Raw genomic sequence first — 22,804 nt, 5'->3', positions numbered from 1 at the left:
GTCGCTCGACAGCGCGGCCCCACATAGCAGCCCCTGGATGAACACGCACTACTTGATTTTGCGAATCAATATCGCTAAATAGACGCGGCGTGACGCGTCAATGGGCCCCGCCCCGGGCTTCAGGCACCGCGCCACGCGGTCGCGTACTTCTTGCGGTACTTGGGATCTTCTTCCAGCGGAATGAGGGCCAGGGCCGCCTCACGCACCTTGGCGTCAGCGGTCTCATCGAAGAGCGACCGGAGCGCGCACAAAATGTCGTAGCGCACCAGGGTGCCGTTCTTCTCCGAGGCGCAGGACTTGAAGCGGTCGGACAGGGCACGGACCAGCTGCTTCCTCACGGTGGTGTTGCCAACGCCGGTCCGCCATGACGCGAGGAGCACATGGCGCGCCGTGACGAACTTCTCGTCATGGGTCACCTCGAGGACCTTCTCGAGGTCCTTCTCGAGGCGGCCCTCGCTGTCGCTCTTCGCGAGATGGCACAGCAACTGGCCGGCAATGGCCCGGGCGCGGTTGTCCTTGTGGCGCAGGATGGAGAGGAGCTCGTCCCAGACGGCGTAGACCCACGGGACTGGCGCCTCGGCGGCGGCCTGGAGCGAGGTGAAGGCCGCCCCCTGGGCCTGTGCGTCCTTCCCCACGATGGCGCTCATCGCCGCGCGGACTTCCGGCGGCGCTTCCGCGGACTGCTTGCTGCGCATGATTCCTCCGGGTGTGCATCGGCGTCACGGTCTGCTGCGGGTGGGGGGCGTGGCGAAGCATCGGGATTCCCCCCAGGGTGCTGCGTCGCGGCGGTGCAGCTCAACATCCCACGCGCGGGATGCTCCTGACGAGGCGGGGCAACGTGGATCCGGTGAAGGCGCCACCCGCCTCCGTGCACGAGGGACGGTGAGCAAGCCGTGATTTCAGCCACGCGGCAAGGAAGGGCCGCGCCCTGCCCTGCCGCCGCTCACCGAGGCAGCGCGCTGCGAACGACGAAGTCGTCGAGCAGCCAGGTGCCGTTCTCCGGCTGGCTCCAGCGCAGCCGGAAGTCGGAGAGCGCGCTGGTGGCCCCCGCCGCCGCGGGCACGTTGTCGAACAGCGGCACTCCGTCCACCCACAGCGCCACGTGGTCCGCGTCCAGGGTGCGCGAGCTTCCGTCCAGCCCCAGATAGCTTCGGGACGCGCCCGAGCGGTTGAGCAGGTAGCTCACCACGTACACCGTGCCATCGGCGAGGAAGGACGCGGACTGCGTGCCATTGACGACGAAGGCGAAGCCGCCCGGCCCCTTGCCCTGAACCGACAGCGCCTGGAACAGGTCCGTGGCCGGAAGCGCGGTGTTGCCGTCCAGCACGCTGGAGATGCGGCCCACCTCGAGCACGCAGGCCGCGCTCTGGTACGTGCTGGCCGTCCAGCCGGACACCGCCAGCGAGAACCGCAGGTGGAGCACGGACGGAGGCCCCGCGAGGTCGGTGTGGCGGGTGAGGCTGGCGTCGTTGTCCGTGGCGCTGCTGCCGGTCCGGGCCAACTGGAGCCGCCCTCCGGGGGTGATGGACCAGGCGCCGCCCTGGGCCTCGGCGCCCACGTCGTTGAACTGGCCCTGGTCCGGCGCCGAGGCATTCACATGGTCCGCCACCGCGAAGGACGACTGGAAATCCTGGGCGAACACCACGTCCTGCTCGGCCGGGGCGGAATAGGTCACGACCAGCGTGTCCGAGGTTGTCTGTTCCGCACCGTCCCAGGCCGTCACCGTGAGGAGGTTGGTGCCGGGCTGCAGCGAGACGTTCGCGCTCCACGTCGTGGCGCCCGTGGCCGTGCCGCTCCCTCCGCGGTCGTTGGTCCAGGTCACCTTGCAGACGCCGGTGGCATCCGCCGCGCGGCCCGAGAGGGTCAGCGTCGGGGCGGTGGTCGTCCAGGTCGCCGCGGTGGTCGGCCCGGTGATGCTCACCGTGGGCGGAGCATCCACCCCCCGGGTGACGGTGAGCACATCGTTGAAGGTGGTGACGCCGCCGTACGCGTCCGAGCCGCTGGGGCTCTGGGCCTCCACGGCGAGGGAATGGGTCGCGCCGTTCTGGAGGCCCAGTGCGGCCGTGGACCACGCCGTGGTGCCCGCCGCCGTGCCCGTCAGGGTGCCTCCACACTTGCGCCCGTTCTTCCAGGTGACCTGGGTGACGGCGGAAGGCCCACCGTCCGCGACTCCGGCCAGGGCGACGGAGGCCGCCGTGGTGGTGAAGGTGGGCCCGTCCGTGGGGGCGGTGATGACGAGCCTCGGACCCACGGTGGATGGGACGCCGCGCCGCTGGGACAGCAGCCACTCGCGCAGCCCGGGCCGGGCATAGGCCACCGGCCAGATGCCGTGTTCGCCCTGCGCATAGCGCGTGAAGATGACGCTGCCGCCGGCCGCGCGCACCGCGTTGACGATGGCGTCCGAGCTGGCCACGCGCACCGTGGTGTCATTGGCGGCGTGGAAGACCCAGATGGGAAGGTGCGCCACCGTCGCGCCCCGGGTGGTGTCTCCGCCCCCCTGGCTCATGGGGATGGCGGCGGCGAAGGTATGCGGGGACGCGAAGAGGTAGTCCCAGGTCGCGGCTCCGCCCTGGGAGAGGCCGGTGATGTAGAGCCTGTCCACGTCGATGCCGGGGAACTCCTGCACGAGCTGGTCGAGGATGTCCTGCACCTGCTCACGCACCGCACCATCGCGGAAGCCCCCCCGGCTGGGCGCCTGCGGCGCGACCATGAAGACGGGCGCCGCGGCCTGCGCGGCGTCGGACACCAGCGCGAGCGCTCCGTTGGCGTTGTGGTCGAGCTGTTTCTGGTTGTCCGTCCCGAACTGATCCGCCCCGTGGAAGAAGAGGATGAGCGGGTACTTCTGCGTGGGGGCGTAGCCCGCGGGCACCAGCAGCCGGTAGGGCAACCCTCCGTCGGGTCCCGTCCGCGCCACGAAGTCCGAGGCGGTCGCGGCCCATGTCACCCCGGGAAGGGTGAGCGTCAGCAGCGCGAGCGAGGAAAGGAGGCGGAGGGACCAGGAACGGAGCTGTCTCGTCGGGGAAGTGGGGAGCGCCATGAACGTCGTGAGGATGCAACCGCTGGTCCGGCGGCGACCCGGTCCTCGGCCCCAGGGGTTTCATGCCCTTGGCGCCCCGCCCTGCTTCCGGAGCGTGAGGGCCTGGGGGCTGCACCCCGCATGCTGTGGAGTGCGCTCTCGCCGCCAGGCCCTCAGGCCAGGAGCCGGCTCTCGCGAAGCACGCCGTCGCCGAGCACGGTCAGGAAGCACCTCGCCGCCGGATGCCAGGCCGTGGGGAGCAGCTCCGGAGCCTGATGGAGCCGCTCCCCCGTCTCCAGGTCCCATACGGACGTGCCGTGGCCCTTGGCGCTCGCGAACAGGAAGCGTCCGTCGAACGCGAGTGCGCCGCGCGGTGGGCCAGCGAACCAGCGGAGCAGCTTTCCGCTTTCGACGTCGTAGAGCATGACGGCGTCGACCATCTGCTCTTCATCGACCCCGAAGCCCCAGGCGGCGAGGATGCGCTCGCCCACGAAGCAGCGCGGGGCGTCCCAGAAGTAGCCGCAGGCGCGGAGTTCCTTCAGCGAGGGCCCGTCCTCGGACTCCCACACGTTCTCGTGAAGCCACCGGCGCAGCGAGAAGCTGCGCAGCACGCCCACCGGCTGCCACACCCAGCCATCATCCACCAACCACGCGCCATCCGGAGAGACCGTCAGTCCGCAGTGGAAGTAATCGAGGTAGTGCGGCGGAGCCGGCTTGTCCCGCTCCCTTGGCGGAAGGTCGCGCGGCGTCAGCAGCTCGCCCGTGGCGGGGTCCGAGACGTCGAGCCGGTTCCAGGCCGTCGCGTGGACGACCCGTGTCCGGGACCCATCCCGGAAGAAGGCCACGGAGAACACGCAGTGCTCCTCGTGGTAGCCGCCCCGGTCGAGCCGCATCGTCACCGCGCCGGACGCCAGCGCCATGACGACGCCTCTCCGTCCGGTCACGTTCACCACGGCGGCGAAGCGCCCACAGGGCGAGACGTGCAGCGCGAGCGGCGCCGAGAGCTGGACATCCTCCGCGCTCAGCGTGCCCAGGCGGATGAGCGCGCCACCCTCGAGGTCGATGCGAAGCAGCCCGCCGCTCGCGTCCACCACGAGCCAGCTCGGGCGGGACTGTTGCACGAAGGGCGCGAGCGCGAGGAGCGAGGTGCCGGCGAGCGCCGGCAGGGTGTGTTCCCGATGCTCGAAGCGGAGCGCCGTCGGCCGGGAGAGGACCTCGGGTCCGCCAATGACGCCGAGCGAGTCGAAGACCCTGCCCAGCCGCTCTCGCATGCAGGTGGCACAGACGGTGCGAAGCGTCTCGGCGGACGCTCCGGCGTCGGCGCAGTCGGCGCAGAGCAGGTCGTGCTCGGTCCCCTGGCCGGTGAAGCGGACATGATGTTCCGCGTCGTCGTCCGCCATGAGGTGTGAACAGAAGCGCCCCGCGACGGGCTCGGCGTGGCCGCAGGCAGGTGTGCTCATCAGTGCGTCCCCCTCGTCGTTCGTGACTCTACCCGGATGGAGTGTCCACCACGAAGAAACGCGAGCCGCCCTGTCCCTGGGCAGCCCGCGGGTTTGCTTCGAGTCCTTCGAGTGGGACAAGCCGCCAGCCGGCGCGGCTCAGGAGCCGGGGTTGACGATGCGGCCCAGGAAGAGGACGGCCTGGGTGTCCACGTCCTCGATGAGGAAGAGGAAGGGGCGGTCCACGACGAGCTCCGGCGGCATCGACGCCGGACCGCTGACGACGGCCGTGGCGGCCGCGGCCTCCGTGCCCTTCTCGTCCACGGCCACGAACGCCTTGTGCTGGGCCGCCGTGATGAGCAGGGCCTCCTCCTTCGTCATCCCCGACAGGTCGGCGGCGTCGGTGAAGGCATCCACCAGCCCGAGCGCATTCAGCCGCTCCACCAGCGAAAACTCCGTCTCCACCCGGAACTTCGGCATCTGGAGGAAGAGGCGGTCCGTCTCCAGCTTCGAGCGGACCTCGGAGAGGAAGCTCGCCGAGAGCCGCGACTCCACCTCCGTGAACCGGCCGCTGTCGGGGATGACGAGCAGCATGCGGAACGACTGGCCCGCGTACGGCAGCGCGACAGCCTCATAGCCGTCACCCTTCCCGTACGGGAAGAACCCATCCGCGCCCGCCATCATCTGGACCTGCTGCTCGCTCCCGTCCAGGCGGCGGAACGGGGCGCCGTGCGTCCCACTGTCGTTGAACGGCACGGCCCACGCGCCCTTGAAGTAGAGCGCGTTGGCCATCACCAGTCGGGTGTCCGGCCGCACCGAGCCTTCCGGGAGCAGGCCCTGGATGCGGCCCTCCGTCCGTTCCTTCACCCAGTCGTTGATGCGGGAGCGGATGGACTCGGACTCGGTGGAGAAGTCCACCACGCGCATCCCCGCTCCGTAGTTGACGGCGAGCGTGTCGAGGAAGGCGGGTTCGAATGTGCGTCCCTTCTGTCCCCAGAGGGCGTTCACGACGCGCAGCGTGGGCGGCGCACCCTTCCCCTTCGGGTGCTCGGCGCGGTCCTGGAGCGCCAGGTCCAGCGCGTTCAGTGCCGGGTGGAAGCGGTCCTGCGACACGAAGCGCAGCGCCTGCGCCATCTGCGCCTCGGTGTTGCCCCGGGCGCCCGCGTACGTCATGGCGAAGGCCTGGGTGATGCTGTACGGCGAGAAGAAGAAGTTCTCCCCCGGACGCGTGCTCTGCCGGTACAGGGCCGCGCCGAAGTCGGTGTTGCCCGCGACGACGGCGGCCACGTCCTCGGCCGGGACGTTCGGGGAAGGCGCCCGCTGCTTGTCCGACGCGACGAGCTCTCCCGGCGGCTCGGGGAGCGACTGTTCGTCTTTGTCCTCGGAGGCACAACCCGCCAGCAGCAGCAAGGCGGCGGTGAGGATGCGAGGGCTCCAATTCCAGGAATGACGTGCGGTCATGACGTGCTCCGGTTGAGTGCGCGCGCCGTCAGAGCAAGCCGCATGCACAACCCGAGAGGCGAATGACTTCGCGGGGTTGGGCACGCCCTCGGACCGCGGAGGCCTCGAATTTCCGTGGGCCCCCGTCGGAGAACGGACATGACGGTGATTCAAAATAGCGTCTCTACAGTAACTGAATCGCCATTTTATTGAATCATGTTTTTCATGTTTAATGTGACTTACCTGCGCCCAGCCGTTGAACCACTCCGCAGGCAGGAGCACCACATGAAGACGAAGAGCCTGATGTACGCCCTGGGACTGATGGCCACCGTTTCCGCGCCGGTGGCCGCCGCGGTCGACTGCCCCTCCAACTACACGTCCCTCCAAGTGCGCGTGCAGCCCAATACGTCCACGGCCTGGACGACGAGCCTCACCGTGTTGAACGGCACGAATGTGCACATCGGCGTCTTCTACAACGGCTGGGGCACCACCGTTGCCAACGGGAGCGTGGACCTGTACGCCATCGAAGGTTCGCTCGCGATTCCCATCTCCACCGGCTGGGATATCTGGTGGAAGCCGAGCCGCGCGTCGCGCTGGAGCTTCCAGGCCTTCTGCCACGGCCGCGCGCTGTCGTCCGACATCGCGACCGTGACCTGGAACTGACGCACGCGCCCGCCATCAGGCACACATGGCCCCCGCCTTGCAGCTTCAAGCCGCAGGGGCCATGAGGTGGAGTTCTGATGCGTTTTCACCATTTCGTTGTCGTGGCGGGGCTGGCGCAGTCCGCCGCATTCCTGCTTCCCGTGCTCGGGGCTTCATCGGCGGAGGCCTGCTCTCCGCCAGCGAGTCCCCCGAAGTACTTCACCTTCCAGGACAGCCTGCCCGGTAACGGTGCGACGGATGTGCCCACGGATGGAGCCATCCTGCTCACGTCACGGGCCTGGACCCTCCCGGGCAGCCTCTCCGACACGGAGAGCCATTTCGAGGACGCGCTCTCCGTCACCGTGAAGGACGCGCGGACGGGCGAGGTGGTGCCAGGGCAGCTGCGGTACTGGATGGGGGAGCCGCATGGGCTGGCGTGGACGCCCGCGAGCCCGCTGTCACCGAGCCGGCGTTACGTCGTGGAGGGCACGCTGGACCAGGAGGTCCCGCGGCCCGGGGAGGCGGAGGGGCCCACGGAAATCCGTCATGAATTTTCGACGGGAGCGCGGGCGGCGCCACCACTGGAGGTGCTGGGCAGCCTGCAGGTCCGCTTCGAGTCCTTCGAGCGGGACAAGCGCGACTGCACTCCCGGCCTGTGTGAGTGCGCGGTCGTCGGGCGGGAGATGGCGACGCGGGCCCACGTCACCGTGCCCGCGGTCCAGGGCGGAGCGCCGGTGGGGGGCTATCGCGTGGAGCTCTGGGTCACCGACCGGACGCCCTACTTGTTCGACGCGTCGACCCAGCCGCGACACCAGGTGCAGTGGGGCGTGTGGGGCGTGAACTCCGCGGGCGCCTCCGTGGAGACGTCCTTCGCCATGCCGGAGAACCCCTACGGAGGTGCCTACCCGCCGTGCTTCGCCTGGCGCGTGGTCGACGCCGCGGGACACGCCACCGTGGGCGAGCCGGTGTGCCTTGCTTCGTTCGAATCCGCTTCGGAGGAGAGCCTCGTAGGGGGCCCCACCGTGAACGACCCGGCCGGGAAGGAAGAGGGCTGGGGGTGCTCGGCGGGACAGTCTCCGAGGGCAACCGTGGGCACGGCGCTCCTGGGCTTGCTGGCGCTGATGGCCGCCGCGCGGTGGCGCCGGCGCGAGGTTTGAGCCCGGCGCCCCTCGCGTCGAAACGTCAGACGGTCGGCTTCGCCTCGATGATGGCGAAGCCATTGACCAGGTCGATGGTCCGCGTCAGCTCGAGCCCGGCCTGCGCGTTCAGCCTGGACTGCCGCGACCGGGAAGCGATTGCCTTTCCCAGCCGCGGCCCCGCCGCCCACCTCGATTCAGTCGCGCAGCAGCCGCGCGGAGATCGGCAGGTGGTCGGAAGGCTCGGTCTCCGAAGGCAGCGGCGTCCGGTCGTCCAGCTCCGGCAACCGGTCCGGCTGCGCCCGCAACGCACGCGAGTGGAAGAGGAAGTCGATGGCCTTGGCCCGGTCGTTCGCGTTGCACGTCGGCTGGTGTCGCCCCTCGTAGGCATCGACCAGCCCGGCCGCCGCGAACGCCCGAACCAGCGGCTCGCCGGGCTCGGCATTGAAGTCGCCGCACACGACCCACAGGGCCTCCGGGTCTCCCTGCACCAGCTCCTGGAGCAGCTCGGTTGCCTCCTGCATCCCCTGGTGCTGCTCCACGGGCTTGTCCGGCCGGTCCCAGCGCAAGTGAGTGCACGCAACGCGCAGCCGCTCGCCTCCTCCAGCGTCGAAGTCCATGACCAGCGCCAGGTGCCCGGAGATGCGCCCGTTCTCCAGCCTGTCTCCGAAGTAATGGGCCCGGTGCCCCAGGTATCGCTGCCGCCGGTGGAACACCGCGCAGCCGTCGGGCTTGCCCTGCTGCTTCAGGGCCAGCACGCCCATGTACCCGTGCGGCTCCAGTGCCTCCTGAAGCGCGTCGAAGCTGTCGGGCTCCACCTCCTGCAGGCAGACGATGTCCGCGTCCAGCTCCACGATTCGGCGGGCCAGTGCCTCCCGACGCCTCCGCGGCACGAAGAGTTCCGAGGGCGTGCGCGGGAACCACTCGGGTTTGACGTAGGCGTCCGCCAGGACGTTGTACGAGGCAATTCGCAGATCCACCGCCATCCGCGAAGTATAGCGGGATGACAGGCGCACGGAGTGTCTCGCTTGACGCAGCGACCTACCAAAAGTAACTTACTTCAGGTAACCACATAGCACCTCTGACCCGCCATCCTCGGGAGTGTCCGTCATGCACGCGCTCATCGTTGTCGCGCATCCCAATCCCAGGTCGCTCACTCATGGCATCGCCGCTCGGGTTGGCGAGGGCGTGTCGCTGTCCGGTCCTGGCAACTCCTTCGAGATCGCGGACCTCGCGGCGGAAGCTTTCGACCCGCGGTTCAGCCTGGCGGATCTCGCGGTCCATCACCGGGAGGCGCCGCCCCCCGCCGATGTCGCCGCCGAGCAGGCGAGGATCGATCGCGCGGATGCCCTGGTCCTGGTCTACCCCGTCTACTGGTGGTCGATGCCGGGGCTCCTCAAGGGATGGATTGATCGCGTGTTCAGCAATGGCTGGGCTTTCGACTTCAGCCCCGATGCCAAGCTGGTGAAGAAGCTGCACGGCCTTCGAGTCCATCTCGTCGCCGTCGCGGGCGCCGACGCGCGAACCTATGCGCGGCACGGCTATTTCGGCGCCATGAAGACGCAGATCGACCACGGCATCTTCGATTACTGCGGCGCCACCGTCGTGACCTCCGAGCTGCTGCTCGACTCGGAGACGCAGGATCCGACAGCGCATCTGGACGCCGCGCGCGACATCGGCCGCAAGCTCTTCAATCCGTCCAAGCGCTGCGAGACGACCGAAGCAGCCTGAACGCGTCGCCCCACCCCATCACGGGCCGCCGGGCCCGAGCCGCTCCTGCTCCGCCTCGAACGCGGCGACCACGGCGTCGATGAGGGCGCGCACGCGCGGCACGTCCTTCAGGTCCCGGTGCACCACCAGCCACGCCTCGCGCACCGGCGGCGGAGCAGGTGGCGGCAGGGAGACGAGGCCGCCCTCCTCCTCCGCGAACCAGCGCGGCATCAGCGCCTTGCCGAAGCCCGCCCGTACCGCGGCGAGCTGCGCCGCCAGGCCATTGGCTCGCAGCACCACGCGTGCACCCGCCGCGTGCCGGGCCAGCCACTGCGCTTCGGGCAGATGGGCGTAGGAATCGTCGTAGCCGACCCAGGCCGACGTGTCGCCGCCCGGTGCCGCATAGACGCCATAGCCCATGGCGGCGAGCCGTCGGGTGAACAGCTCTCCCGCCTGTGGCCGGGCAAGCCGGACGGCCACGTCGGCCTCACGCTTCGCGAGGCTGAGCGAGCGCGGGTCGATCAACACCTCCAGGTCGATGCCGGGATGGCGGCGGTGGAACTCCGCGAGGCGCGGGATGAGAAAGCGCTCCGCCAGCGCCTCCGTGGCGGTCAGCCGCACCGTGCCCGTCAGCCCGGCCTCCCTGCCGGCGCGGCGCAGGATGGCCAGCGCGCGCTCGTCCATGCCCGAGGCCAGCTCCAACACCGCCGCCCCTTCGGCGGTCAGCGCGTAGCCGTCGGCTCGGCGGTCGAACAGGGCCCGGCCCAGCGTGCCCTCCAGCGCGGCGATGCGGCGGCCAACCGTGGCATGGCTGACCTTCAGCGCCCGCGCCGCCGCCGACAGGCTGCCCGCCCGCGCCAACGCCACGAAGACGCGCAGGTCCTCCCAGTCCAGCGGGCTTGAACGTTTTTGCACAGCCACTGCTCGAAGATAGCGAATGGCCGCGCGAAAACGAACGGGCTACCTAGGGGCGGACACCCCAACACGGGAGACCTTCATGACCGCCCCTCGCACCCTTTCCTCCATGGCCGGCGCGCCAACCCACCCCTCTCCGTTCGACCGCGCGGCGCTCGTCATCGTCGACGCCCAGGTCGAATACACGTCCGGCAACCTGCCGCTGGCCGGCGTCGGCGACGCGGTGGCGGAGATCGCTCGCCTGCTCGACCTCGCCCGCCGCCACGGCACGCCCATCTTCCACATCGTGCACCACGGTGCCGCCGGCGGCCCCATCTTCGATCCGAAGGGACCGGGCAGCGCCATCATCTCCGCCGTGGCGCCGAGGGACGGCGAGGCGGTGGTGACCAAGGGCCTGCCGAACTCCTTCGCCGGTACCGACCTGCACGCACGCATCTCGGCGACCGGCCGGAAGGAATTGATCGTCGCCGGCTTCATGACGCACATGTGCATCTCGGCCACCGTGCGCGCGGCCCTCGACCTCGGCTATCGCAACACGGTGGTGGCCTCGGCCACGGCAACGCGCGACCTGCCCGACCCGGCGGGCGGCGTGGTACCGGCCGCCGAGCTGCAGCGCGCCGAGCTGGCCGCGCTGTCCGACCTCTTCGCCGTGGTGGTGAAGGACCGCGGGGCGTGGGGGTAGTGCCTCGAAGCGAGCGAATGCAGCAGCGCCCGGGGGAACCAGCCCCCGGGCGCCGTGCACCGCTGTCTCAGGCCGCCACTTCCCGCGGCCCGTCGCTGATGAGCGCCTCCACGTCCTTGCGGCACAGGGCCTCGTAGAGCTGGATGCGCAGCTTGTTCTGCGACTCGGAGATGCGGCCCTGCGAGTACGCCCAGTCCAGCCGCGCCAGCAGTGCCGCCGCCCGGCCCAGCGGGCTCCGCGCGGCCTCGTCCCGGGCCGCCAGGATGGCGGGGATGTTCTCCGGCTGGAACGGCCCGTGGAAGCCCGTCTCCATGTCCATGTACCGGAGGATCTGCGCCCCGCCGATGCCCACCCCGTCCACGCCCGCGTACACCGCCGCGGAGATCTGCGGCAGCCGGAAGCCCGCGGAGAAGTAGGTCAGCAGCCCGCGCTCGTGGGCGCGGTGCACCAGCTCCACCGCCGTGGCGTGCGGAATCTGCTCCATCACCGGCACGCTCGGGTACGTGTCCGCCGAGCCATCCCACGTCACCTTGTCGAAGCCGCCCTCCTTCACCAGCTCGATGCCCAGCAGGCCGATCTCCCGCCGGTCCGTCACGCGGCGCTCGGTGCCGTTCCGGTCATCGATGATGGGCGTGTTCAGGTTGAACGCCGCCGACAGGTACTGCGTGCGCGGGTTGCGCAGCACGTTGCTGCGCAGGCAGCGCATGAACTCGATGATCTGCGAGGCCGTCATGCGCTCCATGGCGAATTTGCACTCGGCCACCCCCTGCTGGAACATGGCGCTGGCCGCCGCCGCCATCGTGTGCACCACCTTCCACAGGTCCAGATGGAACCGGCCGCTGTCGAACAGGGGCCGCCCGATGAAGCTCGTCACCGGCGCCCGGTTGCCCACGTGCATCCGCACCTTCGCCACGTTGAGCACCGAGGGAATCCGGTAGGACTCCAGCGAGCTGCGGTCCTGGTTCGCGCGCTCCAGGTGCTCCACGTGGACAATCACGCCGCGCATGAACTCCTCGCGCGTGGTGGTGCCGTGCACGTGGCCCTCGCCCGGGTCGGTGACGGACATGTGCGTCTGCGTCACGCCGTGCCCCGGCAACGGCATCGGCTGGTACGGCAGCGTCGTCCGCGCGCCCTGGGCCAGCGCCTCGTACGCCTGGTGCAGCGTGCGCTTCTCCTGCACGGTGGGCTTGCGGCGCTCACGCCTCAGCGAGTCGATGAGCAGACTGGCCGCGTCCACCCGCGCCGAGGGCTCCACCTCCAGCGCCCGGGTGTCCCCCGGCTCCGTCACCACGTCGTCCAGCCACTGCGCGCGGATCTCCTGGAGGTCCTCCTCCAGCGAGATGACGCTGGTGATCTCCAGCCGCCGCACCACCTCGTTCATCGCGCGGACGAACTCGGACAGCTCCACGTGCTCGGTGGCGAGCTTGCGCAGCTCCTCGCTGACGTAGGCCGCGCGCTCGGACACGCTCTGGGGCTTGAAGAGCGGGATGGCTTCCGCCTTGCGGAAGGGACCGGGCCGGCTCCGGATGGCATCGCCGCGGACGATATCGATCATCTCCATCATCTGCGCGAGCAGCAGCCGCTGGGCCTGGATCCGGTCGCTCATCTCGTTCACCACCGTCATTCATTTTCTCCGTTGCAATGTGAATTCGGAGGGAAAGACAGGGGTGGAGGGATTTGTGATGGCGGCTCACAAAGCGCGGCCTCCCTCTCCATCGGAGACGAGTTTCCAGGATGGAGCACATGTCACGGACCGCAACCGCACGCAGGATTGAATTCGCTTCCACCCCGACCCCGGCTCAGGCCGTCGCCGAGCCCTCTCTCTTCGTCCTCCTTGGAGCCTCGGGGGACCTGGCGCGCCGCAAGCTGCTGCCCGCCCTCTTCCAGCTCTTCCTGCAGGGACGGCTGTCCGAGCGCTTCGCGCTGGTCGGCGTCTCCCTCGCCCATATGGAGCCTGAGGCCTTCCAGGCGAGCGTCCGGGAGAGCCTGGAGCGCGCGGGCGAACGGGTGGACCCCGAGACCTGGCGGCGCTTCGCGCAGCGGCTGGAGCACGTCACCGTGGACCTGTCCCGCGCCGAGGACTACACGCGTCTGGCCGAGCGCCTGGGGCAGCTGGACCAGAAGTGGGGCACCCGGGGCAACCGCCTCTTCTACCTCGCGGTGGCGCCGTCGCTCTTCGGCCCGGTGGCCGACCACCTCGGGGCCGCGGGGCTGGCCCAGGCCCGGCCCGGGAGCTGGGTGCGCATCATCGTCGAGAAGCCCTTCGGCACGAACCTGCACACCGCCCGGAGCCTCAACGCGCGCCTGCGAAAGCACTTCGACGAGTCGGACATCTTCCGGATGGACCACTACCTTGGCAAGGAGATGGTCCAGAACCTGCTGGTGCTGCGCTTCGCCAATGGCCTGTTCGAGCCGCTGTGGAACCGGCAGCACATCGACCACGTGCAGATCACCAACGCGGAGACGCTGGGAATGGAGGGGCGCGGCCGCTACTACGAGCAGGCCGGCGTGGTGCGGGACATGCTCCAGGGGCACGTGTTCCAGGTGCTCTCGCTGCTGACCATGGAGCCGCCAGAGGACCTGTCCGCCGAGTCGGTGCAGCGCGCCAAGGTGGAAGCGCTCCAGACCGCGAGGGCCTTCTCGCCGGAGCGCATCCGCACCGAGTGCGTGCGTGGGCAGTACGTGGAGGGCCTGTCCGGCGGGCAGCCGGTGCCGGGCTACCGGCAGGAGCCCGGCGTGGCGGTGGACTCGGGTGTGGAGACGTTCGCGCTGCTGACGATGCGCTTCGACAGCATGCGCTGGGCGGGAGTGCCCTTCTACGTCCGCTCGGGCAAGCGGCTCCAGGAGCGGGTGACGGAGGTGATGGTGCAGTTCAAGCCGGGCCCCCTCCAGTTCCCGGGGCTGGAGGATGCGGGCCTGGAGACGGCCAACCGGCTCATCATCCGCATCCAGCCCGACGAGCACATCTCCCTGCGCATCAACACCAAGGTCCCCGGCCAGGGCCTGCGCACGAGGGAGGTCGACTTGAGCTTCCTGTATGCCCGGGGCTTCCCCGCCCGGCTGCCGGACGCCTACGAGCCGCTGCTGCTCGAGGGCCTGCTCGGCAACTCGACGCTCTACGCGTCCCGGGACATGGTGGAGCGCGGCTGGGAGCTGGTCATGCCCGTGCTGGAGGCCTGGAACGCCACCCCGGCCGAGCCCAACTACGCCGCGGGAACCTGGGGCCCTGTCGAGGCCGCCCGGCTGCTCGAGCGTGACGGGCGGGCCTGGAGCCGGGGGTAGGCCAGCGCCGGCAGACATCACAGCGACTCCGGGCGGACTCTGCTCTGGCGAGGGGCTGGTCATGACGGCCATGCCCTCGCGCGGGAGCAGAGACCATGGCCTTCCAGGAAATGACCGAGACGGACGTCGCCGAGCCGCGGCGGCGTGAGCGGCACGACGAGGAGACGCGGCGGCATGGGCCTGATCGCCGCGTCAACCGGGACCACTTCCTCGAGCTGGACCTGGCCTATGCCACGCATAAAATCCGCCGGGTGACGCCCGACGGGGCGCCCCCGGAGTACGACGTCGTCAAGCTGCGCTCGTACAACGGCAAGCTGGGAGGTCCCACCATCGAGGCCGAGCCCGGGGACACGCTCTACATCAAGCTGGACAACCAGCTCCCTCGCGAGCCCGAGGCGGACTCGGCGCATGACCCACATCCGGGCCCCGGACACGGCAATGCGCCCCACGGCTTCAACACGAGCAACCTCCACTTCCACGGGCTGCACGTGTCGCCCACGGGCAACTCGGACAACGTCCTCATCGAGCTGCCCCCGAAGCACTCGTTCCCGTACGAGGTGAAGATTCCCTACGACCATCCCGCGGGGACGTACTGGTACCACGCCCACAAGCACGGCTCGGCGACGCTGCACCTAGCCAGCGGCATGGCGGGCGCGCTCATCATCCGGGGAGACATCGACCGCGTGCCCGCCATCAAGGACGCGTGTGAGCGCATCATCCTCTTCCAGCAGATTCCCTATACGTTGACCGATGACCCGACGGCGCCGGGCCAGAAGGCCAACATGGTGGAGAGCTACTCGCTGTTCGGCCCTGGCGTGTGGCAGTCGCTGGGCCGGCGCTTCACCCTCAATGGCGAGGTCGAGCCCACCTACGAGCTGAACCCGGGCGAGGTGCAGCGCTGGCGCTTCATCCACGGCGGCATCCGCGAGGGGCTCAAGCTGCGTCTGGTCCGCCGCGAGGGCAACGTGGAGACGCCGCTGTCCCAGTTCCAGATTGCCCACGACGGCATCACCACCGGGCGCATCGACGAGGTGACGGAGACGGAGATGTTCCCCGGCTACCGCGTGGACGTGATGGTGCGCGCGACCGACGACGACGGGCGCCCGCTGAACCCCGGCACCTACTACCTGGTGGACGCCCTGGCCACGGGCCCGGCGCACACCCTGGCCCGGGTGTGCGTCAAGGGCAAGCCGGTGCGCATGGCCCTGCCCAAGGCCGAGCAGCTGGCGCCGCTGGCGCCGTTCAAGGGCATCGGCAACTCGGAGGTCACCGGGCAGCAGGAGGTCATCTTCTCCATCGACACCTCGGTGACGCCGCCGCGCTTCCTGGTGAATGGCAAACCGTTCGATCCGCACCACGTGCGACAGGTCCTGCTCGGCGACGTGGAGGAGTGGAAGGTGGGCTCGCTCAACTTCAACCACCCGTTCCACATCCACGTGAATCCCTTCCAGGTGAAGCTGCAGGACGGGAGGCTCATCTGGAAGGATACGCTGATGGTGATGGCCGGACAGACCTTCCGGCTGCGCACCCGCTACGAGCGGTACATCGGCAAGTTCATGATGCACTGCCACATCGCCGAGCACGGAGACCTCGGCATGGCGGAGCTCGTCGAGGTGCTGGCCCCCTACCCGGGCCACACCCACGGCCCTCACTAGCGGACGAAGCAACGTGGGGTGACGCGGAGGAGCACCTTCAACGACGGCTCACAGGCGTGAGCCGTCGCGCGCATACGCCTCGGTGCAGAGAACCTGGTTCGTCTCCTCCCTCCGGACGCGAGCGGTGAACGGCTGGGCCGCTTCTCCCACGGCCTTCACGTACACGGAGGCCACCTGCTCGCACGAGGGTTCGTCCATGCCGAGGCGGATGTTGCAGGTGATGCCGAGGTCTCCTCCGGGCCCCGCGTCGGCGATGCCGACGATGTCGTAAATACGCCGCATGTCCGTGATGTCGGCACGGTTGCAACCGAACGCCCGGAGCTCGGCCACTCCCGGCGCGTTCGCGGATTCACGGGCCTGGCGCTGCATCTCCCGGGTCATGCGCGCCATGCGGTCCATCGTCGCTCGCTGCTGGTACAGCCAGGTGCCAATCACGCCCAGGAACACGAGCCCGACAATGAGCTTCCACGGACGGCGTGGCCGCGCCCGCGGAGGAGAAGTGGGGTTCATCGGCTCAGTTGAGCACGACAGGCAATCCCTTCACCACGAAGCTCGTGAGTGACACATCGGGTGCCGCTACACCCAGCGCAGGCCCGCGCCGGGTGCCACCCTCACCTGCCCCGCCCTGCCTTGCTTGAGGCTGGCAGCCGGTTCGTTTGGCGAAACGTGCCGGGCTCGTGGACGGCGGCGAGACACGACGGGGGACTTCCAACCAAACGGGTGGAGACAGTCTTGGCCCTCGTGCCGGGTCGGGCGTATCGTGAGGTCCTTGCTGGCAAGGGGGCACCCATGCAAACGCAGCGAGAGTGGAGTCATGGCGAGCAGCGCATCTGGTTCGAGCCGCCGGACATGCTCTGGACGCGGTACCGGGGACAGCACACGGTCGGAATCACGCAGTGGTACTGCGGCGTGTATCAGGAGGTCGCGGCCTCGCAACGCTTCTACCTGGCGGCGGACATCTCCGGGACGCTGATAACCCCGGAAGCGCGCCGCTTCCTCCAGGGCGCCGTGAAGCCCGACTGGTTCCTCGGTCTCGTCTACATCGGCGCGGGGCTGGAGCAGGAGACGGCCACGAAGAGCCTGATGGTGGGGACGCTGCTCAGCGGCGGCGCGCGGCTGGACCTCCACTACGCGGCCCCCCCGAGCAGGCCCGCGCCTGGATTGAGCAGCACCGCGCGGCGAGGAAGAGACTCGCGGGCTGAGCCAGGGCGAGCGTGTACCTCAAGGGTGGCCACCTCTCGAACAGCTTGTCCGGCATGGCCCTTTCAGCTCAGGCTTAGCTCGGAGACAATCAGGTTGATCTTCTGCTCGCGGCTCGAAGCCTCCGGCTCCGGAAGAAGCCATCGCATGAGGATGTCCAGCTCACGATCCGACATTCCCTCCACCTCAGCTCGCGTGTAACGACCTTGCGCACCGCGCTCGTAGAGTGCCTTCAGGTTCGGGAGCGGAGCCTTCAAGCCGCGCACGTAGGTCCCTGAGAAATCGAGCTTCAGGCTTCGTTCGAAGACGACGCGTCCCGAGTCTAGATCCACCACGAGGACACGGTCTCCGTTGAACTGTGGTCCCATGGCAAGAAGTGCTCCATCCGGGCTGAACTCAAATTGCTCGAAGTGGGCAGGGGAGGAATAGACCCGGCTCCAATCGGCGGTCGAAAACACTTCAATGATATTGTCCCCAGTAACGGCTCCGAGATAGCGCTCATCCGGGCTGAACTGAGCATCATGAAAGTAATGCCCGCTGAGACTCTTGAGTTCCTTGAGGAGCTGCCCCGAAGCCACATCGAGAACATAGATCTTTGGGTGCACGTGAATCGCGAGACGGCCCTGCCCCGGGCTCAGGGTGAACCTTGCGCGGGGGCGCTTGAGGTACTCACTCCTGCTGGACGCCATCACTTTCTGGAAGCTCCGGGTCTTGAACTCCAGTGACCACAGGTTCCCGTTCACATCGAACGCCACGACGCGATCACCCTGATTTTCAAAATCGCCCTCGAGGCCCATGCCGGGTGGCCAGCCCAGTTGGAGCACCACCTGCCGGGAACTCACGTTCCAGACCATGACTCCAGGCTTCTTGGGTCCCAGCAGGGCGGGCGAGCAGTAGACGAGTTCCTGCCCACTGCTGCTCATCGAAAGCATGTAGGCGCTGAGGTGTGAGCCAGGCAGCCTCCCCATACGTTGGAGGGGCTCCCCTGGCTTCCAGAACACCGGATTGAAGTCATGGATGGCGAAAAGCGTACCTGTATCCAAGGATGCCAATGGCGGCATGAAGAGCCGGAACCAACGAGGCAGCTCGAAGTCCCGGTCCGAGGACGAGTCGAAGATATTCCAGAGGTACAGCCGCCTGAACCCCATGACGGCCAGCGTCCCCTTCCGATCCAGAAACGTGAGGCCGCCCACGTCGCTGAAGTCATTCCAGATCGGGTTCCCCCTTGCATGGTGGAACTCAGCCCCTTCCAGATTCGCCCCACGCATATCCCCAAGGTCCACGAAGACTTCATGCAGCTGGGCATCGCGAAGATCGGCCCCGCGAATGTCCCCCACATAGAAAGTCCTCTCCCCCGCCAGTTCGATCCCTCTGAGATTCCTCCCCGCCAACGAAGCGCCCATCCAGCGCAGCAGACACACGAGATTGGCGGCGACCTGCGTGATTCCCAAACGGCGAGCCTCGTCGTATTGTTCCCAGAGTAGCGCGAGGTTGCGAGCGCACATCTGGGGTAGCAAGTCGGCAACGCCGCTCATCCGGGAGTCTCTCAACGAGAACCGCCCCAAGGACTGCGAGAGCCTCTCGATCCCAACTGGCTCCCGGGTGAGCTGCAGTGGCTTTCCGTCGTGTGCCGCATAGGTCGCGAGAAACCTCGGCTCCAGCACGCCAAGTTCCGAAGCGAGCTTCAGGGCGACGAAGTATTCCACCAGGCTCTTGTGGGCAAATTCGTAGTACCCGGCTGCATTACGGTGAAGGAGTGTCTGGCTTCGAAGGTCGTAATCCCAGTTGTCTAGCTCGTGTGGTTCCTTGAGCTGGCCCTGGAAGTGCTTCTGGATGCGATCGGGGATGAGCCGGTAATGAATGCTCAGGCTTTCGCCGCTGAGCATTTCCCAGGCCAGCTCGCAGAGAAAGTAGAGCTTGTCAGACGTACTCGTGAAGGTCCGCTCGGTGGTGATGTTCCTGAGCAACAGCCGATTGGTGGCGTAGAGATAAACCTCGGCTTCGTTCCCCAGCACGTCCGGGCTTACTTCGTCGAGCGCTGCCAGCAACAGCTCGAGGACGATGGGCTTGCGTGCCAGACCAGCCAGATTGGAATGGGTCAGGACGCGCTGGGCCACGGAACTCCCATCCGCGCCTAGCCGGCGGACGATGATTTCCCGAATCTGCGCATCCGTGAGCGGGTTGAGGTACACCACCTCGAACTTCGGGGGCGTCAGGACCAGCATGTGCCGTCCAAGCTCCTGGCCCGCGAGCACGCGCTCTGACTCCTTCGCAAGCCGGAAGTACTCCGTCCGGCTGGTGAGGATGACCTTGCTTCCCTCCTCCACCAACTCCGCCAGCGCCCAGAAGTTGCCTACCACCGTCTCGTAGTCCACCTGCCGCGCCATCTCATCGAAGCCATCCAGGATGAGCAGGATCTTCCCGCGCCCGTTCATCTTCCGGAAGACCTCGAAGGCATCCCCGATGAAGGGCAGCTTGTATTGCACCATCAGCGCATGGTTGATGAGTTGCTGCGCCGTCATCGCCTTCGCGAAAGTTCGCAGGGTGATGAGCAGGGGCATCCGCTCCCGCGAGGGGTCCTGCAGGTATCGCTGGAGCTGCCGGTGCGCGTAGTGCCGGCAGAACCAAGTCTTTCCCGCCCCGAACTCTCCCAGCACGGACAAATGCATCTTGCTCCGCTCGGAGAGCCAGTCATCGATGTACTTCTCCAGGCTGGGGTAATTCTCACGTGGCGCGGCCGGGTTCTCCCCCTCTCCCTCGACGCGGTGGCACCCAATGTCCACGTATCTCACGTCGATCTGGTCTTGCGTCACCAGGGCATTCAGCGCGTTGAAGTAATTCCCCCAGACCTTCTGCTGAAGCAACTCTGCGAGGTTGAAGACTTGACACCCCTCGATGCTGGCTGCCCTGGTGCGAGCCGACATGCCCACGCGCTTGTCACTGACGAGCCAGCCTTGCGGCGTCCGGCGATCCAGGCACTCGTCCATTGCGTCCACATCCGAGGCGGAGATCTCACCTCCCACGCAGCGGACCAGGATGCGCTGCTTCACGGTGCCCTGGTTCAGGGTGGCCGTCATGTCGATGTATCGGTCACCGTTGGGGACGGGGGCGGTGACCTCGTAGCGAATCGCCTCCAGCCAGCCCCTGATTTCGTCAGCGAGGTCGTCCAGGGCCACTCGCTTCCGTGGAAAGAAGACCTCTCGAACGGACGATTGCTCGTTGAGCCGCCGGATGAGGTCGTCCACGTCCCAGAACTGTGCCCAGCGACCGGAGGTGTTCTGCTCGCCCTCCGTGAATCTCTTGAAGGCTTCACGAATGTTCGTGGTCACACGCGTGTCAGTGACCAGGAGATACCCCCGGGCGTGAGCGCGAATCATCGCGTTCATCCAATTCCCGAGGTCCGCATCTCGCACAGAGCCGCCACTCTGGGCGTAGTGCTTGCATTGGACGACGACCCTCTCGATGCGCTCGGACATTGCATCCTTGAGGCTGCACTCTACGAGGATGTCACGTCCGCCATCCGTGCCCACGGACGGCTTCTCCAGGATGCGGTATCCGAGTGCTTCCAGCAGCTGGCAGACGAGGGCCTCGAAGCGAGCCCCATCAACGGGAAGTTGCTTGAAGTCGTCAGGCCGGATGGTCATGTCCCCTCTACCTGTTCCGCTTGGTGGGTCGAGAGGATTCCTCATGACGCCACGGCAGAGCGAATGGAATGCTGCGCGGTGTCAGTCCCTGGACTGCACCGTTCCTCCGGCGGCCGGCGGCGGTACACCCATCCGAGGGCGCCGGGCACGCGTGTACACACCAGCCGCCCCCTCACGCCACCCGGATGCTGGCGCGCGCGGTGTCACACTCCTCGCAGTGCTCCTCGGGCGGGCAGAGGAACAGCACCGGGTTCGCGGCCAGCTGCTCGACGGCCACCGCGACGACATCCCGGGAGTCACACAGCCGCGCGTCAGCCTGCCCCACCTTCCCCTCGCGCTGCAGCGAGCGCGCGCGCAGCGGCTCATCCATCAGCCGGAAGCGGCGGCAGCAATGGTCGGTCTCGGCAATCATCACGGTCCGCACCTCGCCCCCCTCTTCGACGACGCAGGGGTGCTCCACGGAATAGGGAACGCCCGCGATGGCCTCCGCCAGGTGCAGCGTGGTGTTCTCGCTGTGGCCCACGCCGAGCAGCAACACCTGCCCTCCGAGGTCATGCACGTGGCCCACCGGACTGTCCGGACCGTGCGGAGGCGACAGCACCTGTGGCGCGCAGATGCGCTCCGCCATCGGCCCCTCGGCCGCGAACGAGCCCCCCGGATGCGTGCTGCGCCGCACTCCCGGCTGTCTCCAGAACAGCTCGGCGGTGATGCCCATGTCGCACGTCGGCGTCGACGCCGGGTCGAAGACCGTCTCGCCATCGGTCATCGTCGGCATGACCAGCGTGCCCTCCTCCCCGAGCGCGGAGCGCAGCGCGCGAATCAGCCCCAGCGGGCCGCCCTCCACCGGACGCACCGCCCGGAATGACGTGTGGACGAGCAGCACGCCGCCACGCCGCACGCCCAGTGCCCGAAGCTGGGCAGCCACCTGCTCGATGCGCATCTCCGTCATCACGTGCTCCCTTTCACGGTGTCAGTGGCCTCACTGGCTGTCTGGAAACAGCCGCTTGAGATAGCGGTTGAACTGAAGAGATTCGAGAGAAGCCAGCTCATTCACGGTCTCCTCCTGGCTCCAACGCAGGCTCGCGCAGGCGCGGCGCGCCTCCGCGAGCTTCGCGTCCACCGCGTCCAGACGCCGGTTCCGGAGTTTCAATTCCAGCTCGAGACGCATCGACTCGCGCCCGACCATTCCAGACAGCTCCGGCGACTCGCTCCAGAGCTTGTGGGTCAGCGCGTCCTCTTCGGCGCGCAGGGCCTCGCGCAGCTGGGCGAAGCCCGACGTCAGGGCCACCAACCTCGCCTCGAACGCCTCCCGCTCCTGGGTCAGCTCCGCTTCCCGTTCCTTCAGCCGCGTGCGCCAGTCCGCGCCGGCGAACCGCCCCGCGTCCGCGGGAATCCTCCACCGCGCCTTCGCCGCCAGCTGCGCACGCCACTCGAGCAGGATGTTCACCTGCGCCGCGCTCAGCTTCCGCGCGGCACGCAGACGCTCGCGGCTGATGTCCGCCGCCGTCCGGAGCCCTGCCTTCGCCAGGAGGTCCCTCGTCTTCGGTGACATGTCGAGCCCCGGGATGTTCGACTTGTCGATGATGGACTCCTCTAGCGCTTCCCGCACGTACTTCTCATGAATCCGCCGGAGCGCCTCCTCCTTGGCCTTCTCGGGGCTGGACACGGCCTCCACCCGCTGCGCCAGCTCCGCCAGGCGCGCCGTCTTCTCCTGCTCCAGCATCCGCCGGGCGTGAGCCTCCTGCTTCTCCAGCTCGCGCCGCTTGCTGTCCAGGCGCTCGAACTCCCGCGGAGACATGGAACGAATGAGCTGGAGCGTCTGGCTCGTCCGTTCCGCCAGCGCCACCTTCGCGCCCAGGAGCACCTCGCTCCCCGAACGCGCCTCCCACTCACACCGGGCTCGCTCCTCCTGGAGCTGCTGGAGGCGGGCCTCCGCCTCATCGAGCGCCCGCCGCGTCCGCTCCAGCGTCTCCAGGCATCGCAGGCGCCGCTGCACGGGCTCCTGTCGCAGATACGAGGACCGCGCCCAGCTGAACCCCAGCC

Annotated in this window: 17 protein-coding genes; 6 read left to right on the top strand and 11 right to left on the bottom strand. The window is 68.2% G+C overall.

The features are described 5' to 3' along the window. Window positions 1-119 precede the first annotated feature (119 nt). From HG543_RS28370 to HG543_RS28355, 4 genes are all read right to left on the bottom strand, one after another. On the bottom strand, window positions 120-695 hold the full coding sequence (locus HG543_RS28370) for a hypothetical protein (RefSeq protein WP_246357363.1): 576 nt from the start codon (window positions 693-695) through the stop codon (window positions 120-122). Window positions 696-943: 248 nt separating this feature from the next. Beyond that, on the bottom strand, window positions 944-3,037 hold the full coding sequence (locus tag HG543_RS28365; RefSeq protein ID WP_169348013.1) for a carboxylesterase family protein: 2,094 nt from the start codon (window positions 3,035-3,037) through the stop codon (window positions 944-946). Between the two features lie 152 nt (window positions 3,038-3,189). Beyond that, entirely contained in the window at window positions 3,190-4,476 is a 1,287-nt protein-coding gene (locus HG543_RS28360) for a WD40 repeat domain-containing protein (protein WP_169348012.1), read from the bottom strand. A 138-nt stretch (window positions 4,477-4,614) separates the two neighbouring features. Continuing rightward, on the bottom strand, window positions 4,615-5,916 hold the full coding sequence (locus tag HG543_RS28355; protein ID WP_169348011.1) for a serpin family protein: 1,302 nt from the start codon (window positions 5,914-5,916) through the stop codon (window positions 4,615-4,617). Between the two features lie 264 nt (window positions 5,917-6,180). On the opposite strand from HG543_RS28355, the gene HG543_RS28350 reads away from it, so the two are divergent. Together HG543_RS28350 and HG543_RS28345 are read left to right on the top strand one after the other, a co-directional pair. After that, window positions 6,181-6,558, top strand: coding sequence for a hypothetical protein (locus HG543_RS28350; protein ID WP_169348010.1), 378 nt, complete (start codon window positions 6,181-6,183; stop codon window positions 6,556-6,558). A 77-nt stretch (window positions 6,559-6,635) separates the two neighbouring features. After that, window positions 6,636-7,694 carry a hypothetical protein gene (locus tag HG543_RS28345; protein ID WP_169348009.1) on the top strand — a complete coding sequence of 353 codons (1,059 nt, stop codon included), beginning with the start codon at window positions 6,636-6,638 and terminating at the stop codon, window positions 7,692-7,694. A 176-nt stretch (window positions 7,695-7,870) separates the two neighbouring features. Here HG543_RS28345 and HG543_RS28340 read toward each other — a convergent pair whose 3' ends face one another. Further along, window positions 7,871-8,689 carry an endonuclease/exonuclease/phosphatase family protein gene (locus tag HG543_RS28340; RefSeq protein ID WP_169348008.1) on the bottom strand — a complete coding sequence of 273 codons (819 nt, stop codon included), beginning with the start codon at window positions 8,687-8,689 and terminating at the stop codon, window positions 7,871-7,873. A gap of 94 nt (window positions 8,690-8,783) precedes the next feature. Here HG543_RS28340 and HG543_RS28335 point away from each other — a divergent pair, with 94 nt between their 5' ends. Continuing rightward, complete coding sequence (locus HG543_RS28335; RefSeq protein WP_169348007.1) at window positions 8,784-9,404, top strand: NAD(P)H-dependent oxidoreductase; 621 nt, start codon at window positions 8,784-8,786, stop codon at window positions 9,402-9,404. Between the two features lie 18 nt (window positions 9,405-9,422). Here HG543_RS28335 and HG543_RS28330 read toward each other — a convergent pair whose 3' ends face one another. After that, a complete protein-coding gene (locus HG543_RS28330; RefSeq protein ID WP_211194225.1) occupies window positions 9,423-10,298 on the bottom strand; it encodes a LysR family transcriptional regulator in 876 nt (291 codons plus the stop codon). An 82-nt stretch (window positions 10,299-10,380) separates the two neighbouring features. Here HG543_RS28330 and HG543_RS28325 point away from each other — a divergent pair, with 82 nt between their 5' ends. Continuing rightward, window positions 10,381-10,980, top strand: a complete 600-nt coding sequence (locus HG543_RS28325; protein ID WP_169348005.1) for a cysteine hydrolase family protein — start codon at window positions 10,381-10,383, stop codon at window positions 10,978-10,980. A 67-nt stretch (window positions 10,981-11,047) separates the two neighbouring features. On the opposite strand, the gene HG543_RS28320 is transcribed toward HG543_RS28325, so the two are convergent. After that, a complete protein-coding gene (locus HG543_RS28320) occupies window positions 11,048-12,604 on the bottom strand; it encodes a hypothetical protein (RefSeq protein ID WP_169348004.1) in 1,557 nt (518 codons plus the stop codon). Window positions 12,605-12,723: 119 nt separating this feature from the next. Here HG543_RS28320 and zwf point away from each other — a divergent pair, with 119 nt between their 5' ends. Together zwf and HG543_RS28310 are read left to right on the top strand one after the other, a co-directional pair. Beyond that, window positions 12,724-14,262 (top strand): glucose-6-phosphate dehydrogenase, encoded by a 1,539-nt coding sequence (gene zwf, locus HG543_RS28315; RefSeq protein ID WP_169348003.1) that lies wholly within the window; start codon window positions 12,724-12,726, stop codon window positions 14,260-14,262. Between the two features lie 95 nt (window positions 14,263-14,357). Then, a complete protein-coding gene (locus HG543_RS28310) occupies window positions 14,358-15,917 on the top strand; it encodes a multicopper oxidase family protein (RefSeq protein ID WP_169348002.1) in 1,560 nt (519 codons plus the stop codon). Window positions 15,918-15,965: 48 nt separating this feature from the next. Here the strand turns inward: HG543_RS28310 and HG543_RS28305 are convergent, their stop codons facing one another. From HG543_RS28305 to HG543_RS28290, 4 genes are all read right to left on the bottom strand, one after another. Then, a complete protein-coding gene (locus tag HG543_RS28305; protein ID WP_169348001.1) occupies window positions 15,966-16,427 on the bottom strand; it encodes a hypothetical protein in 462 nt (153 codons plus the stop codon). A gap of 755 nt (window positions 16,428-17,182) precedes the next feature. Next, the gene (locus HG543_RS28300; protein ID WP_169348000.1) at window positions 17,183-20,761 is read right to left on the bottom strand and encodes a restriction endonuclease; all 3,579 of its coding nucleotides are present in this window, start codon (window positions 20,759-20,761) and stop codon (window positions 17,183-17,185) included. A 172-nt stretch (window positions 20,762-20,933) separates the two neighbouring features. After that, window positions 20,934-21,710, bottom strand: coding sequence for an AAC(3) family N-acetyltransferase (locus tag HG543_RS28295; protein WP_169347999.1), 777 nt, complete (start codon window positions 21,708-21,710; stop codon window positions 20,934-20,936). A 30-nt stretch (window positions 21,711-21,740) separates the two neighbouring features. Further along, a partial coding sequence (locus HG543_RS28290) for a hypothetical protein (protein ID WP_211194224.1) occupies window positions 21,741-22,804 on the bottom strand: 1,064 nt, incomplete at its 5' end.

This window comes from Pyxidicoccus fallax (genome assembly GCF_012933655.1).
Taxonomy (GTDB): Bacteria; Myxococcota; Myxococcia; order Myxococcales; family Myxococcaceae; genus Myxococcus; species Myxococcus fallax.
The sequence above is the reverse complement of the archived record's forward strand: the minus strand, read 5'-3'. Positions and strand labels throughout refer to the sequence as shown.

Excerpts from the sequence above, each read along its gene's own strand:
- HG543_RS28370 (WP_246357363.1), bottom strand. The coding sequence starts at position 695 with ATGCGCAGCAAGCAGTCCGCGGAAGCGCCGCCGGAAGTCCGCGCGGCG.
- HG543_RS28365 (WP_169348013.1), bottom strand. The coding sequence starts at position 3,037 with ATGGCGCTCCCCACTTCCCCGACGAGACAGCTCCGTTCCTGGTCCCTC.
- HG543_RS28360 (WP_169348012.1), bottom strand. The coding sequence starts at position 4,476 with ATGAGCACACCTGCCTGCGGCCACGCCGAGCCCGTCGCGGGGCGCTTC.
- HG543_RS28355 (WP_169348011.1), bottom strand. The coding sequence starts at position 5,916 with ATGACCGCACGTCATTCCTGGAATTGGAGCCCTCGCATCCTCACCGCC.
- HG543_RS28350 (WP_169348010.1), top strand. The coding sequence starts at position 6,181 with ATGAAGACGAAGAGCCTGATGTACGCCCTGGGACTGATGGCCACCGTT.
- HG543_RS28345 (WP_169348009.1), top strand. The coding sequence starts at position 6,636 with ATGCGTTTTCACCATTTCGTTGTCGTGGCGGGGCTGGCGCAGTCCGCC.
- HG543_RS28335 (WP_169348007.1), top strand. The coding sequence starts at position 8,784 with ATGCACGCGCTCATCGTTGTCGCGCATCCCAATCCCAGGTCGCTCACT.
- HG543_RS28325 (WP_169348005.1), top strand. The coding sequence starts at position 10,381 with ATGACCGCCCCTCGCACCCTTTCCTCCATGGCCGGCGCGCCAACCCAC.
- HG543_RS28320 (WP_169348004.1), bottom strand. The coding sequence starts at position 12,604 with ATGACGGTGGTGAACGAGATGAGCGACCGGATCCAGGCCCAGCGGCTG.
- zwf (WP_169348003.1), top strand. The coding sequence starts at position 12,724 with ATGTCACGGACCGCAACCGCACGCAGGATTGAATTCGCTTCCACCCCG.
- HG543_RS28310 (WP_169348002.1), top strand. The coding sequence starts at position 14,358 with ATGGCCTTCCAGGAAATGACCGAGACGGACGTCGCCGAGCCGCGGCGG.
- HG543_RS28305 (WP_169348001.1), bottom strand. The coding sequence starts at position 16,427 with ATGAACCCCACTTCTCCTCCGCGGGCGCGGCCACGCCGTCCGTGGAAG.
- HG543_RS28300 (WP_169348000.1), bottom strand. The coding sequence starts at position 20,761 with ATGACCATCCGGCCTGACGACTTCAAGCAACTTCCCGTTGATGGGGCT.
- HG543_RS28295 (WP_169347999.1), bottom strand. The coding sequence starts at position 21,710 with ATGACGGAGATGCGCATCGAGCAGGTGGCTGCCCAGCTTCGGGCACTG.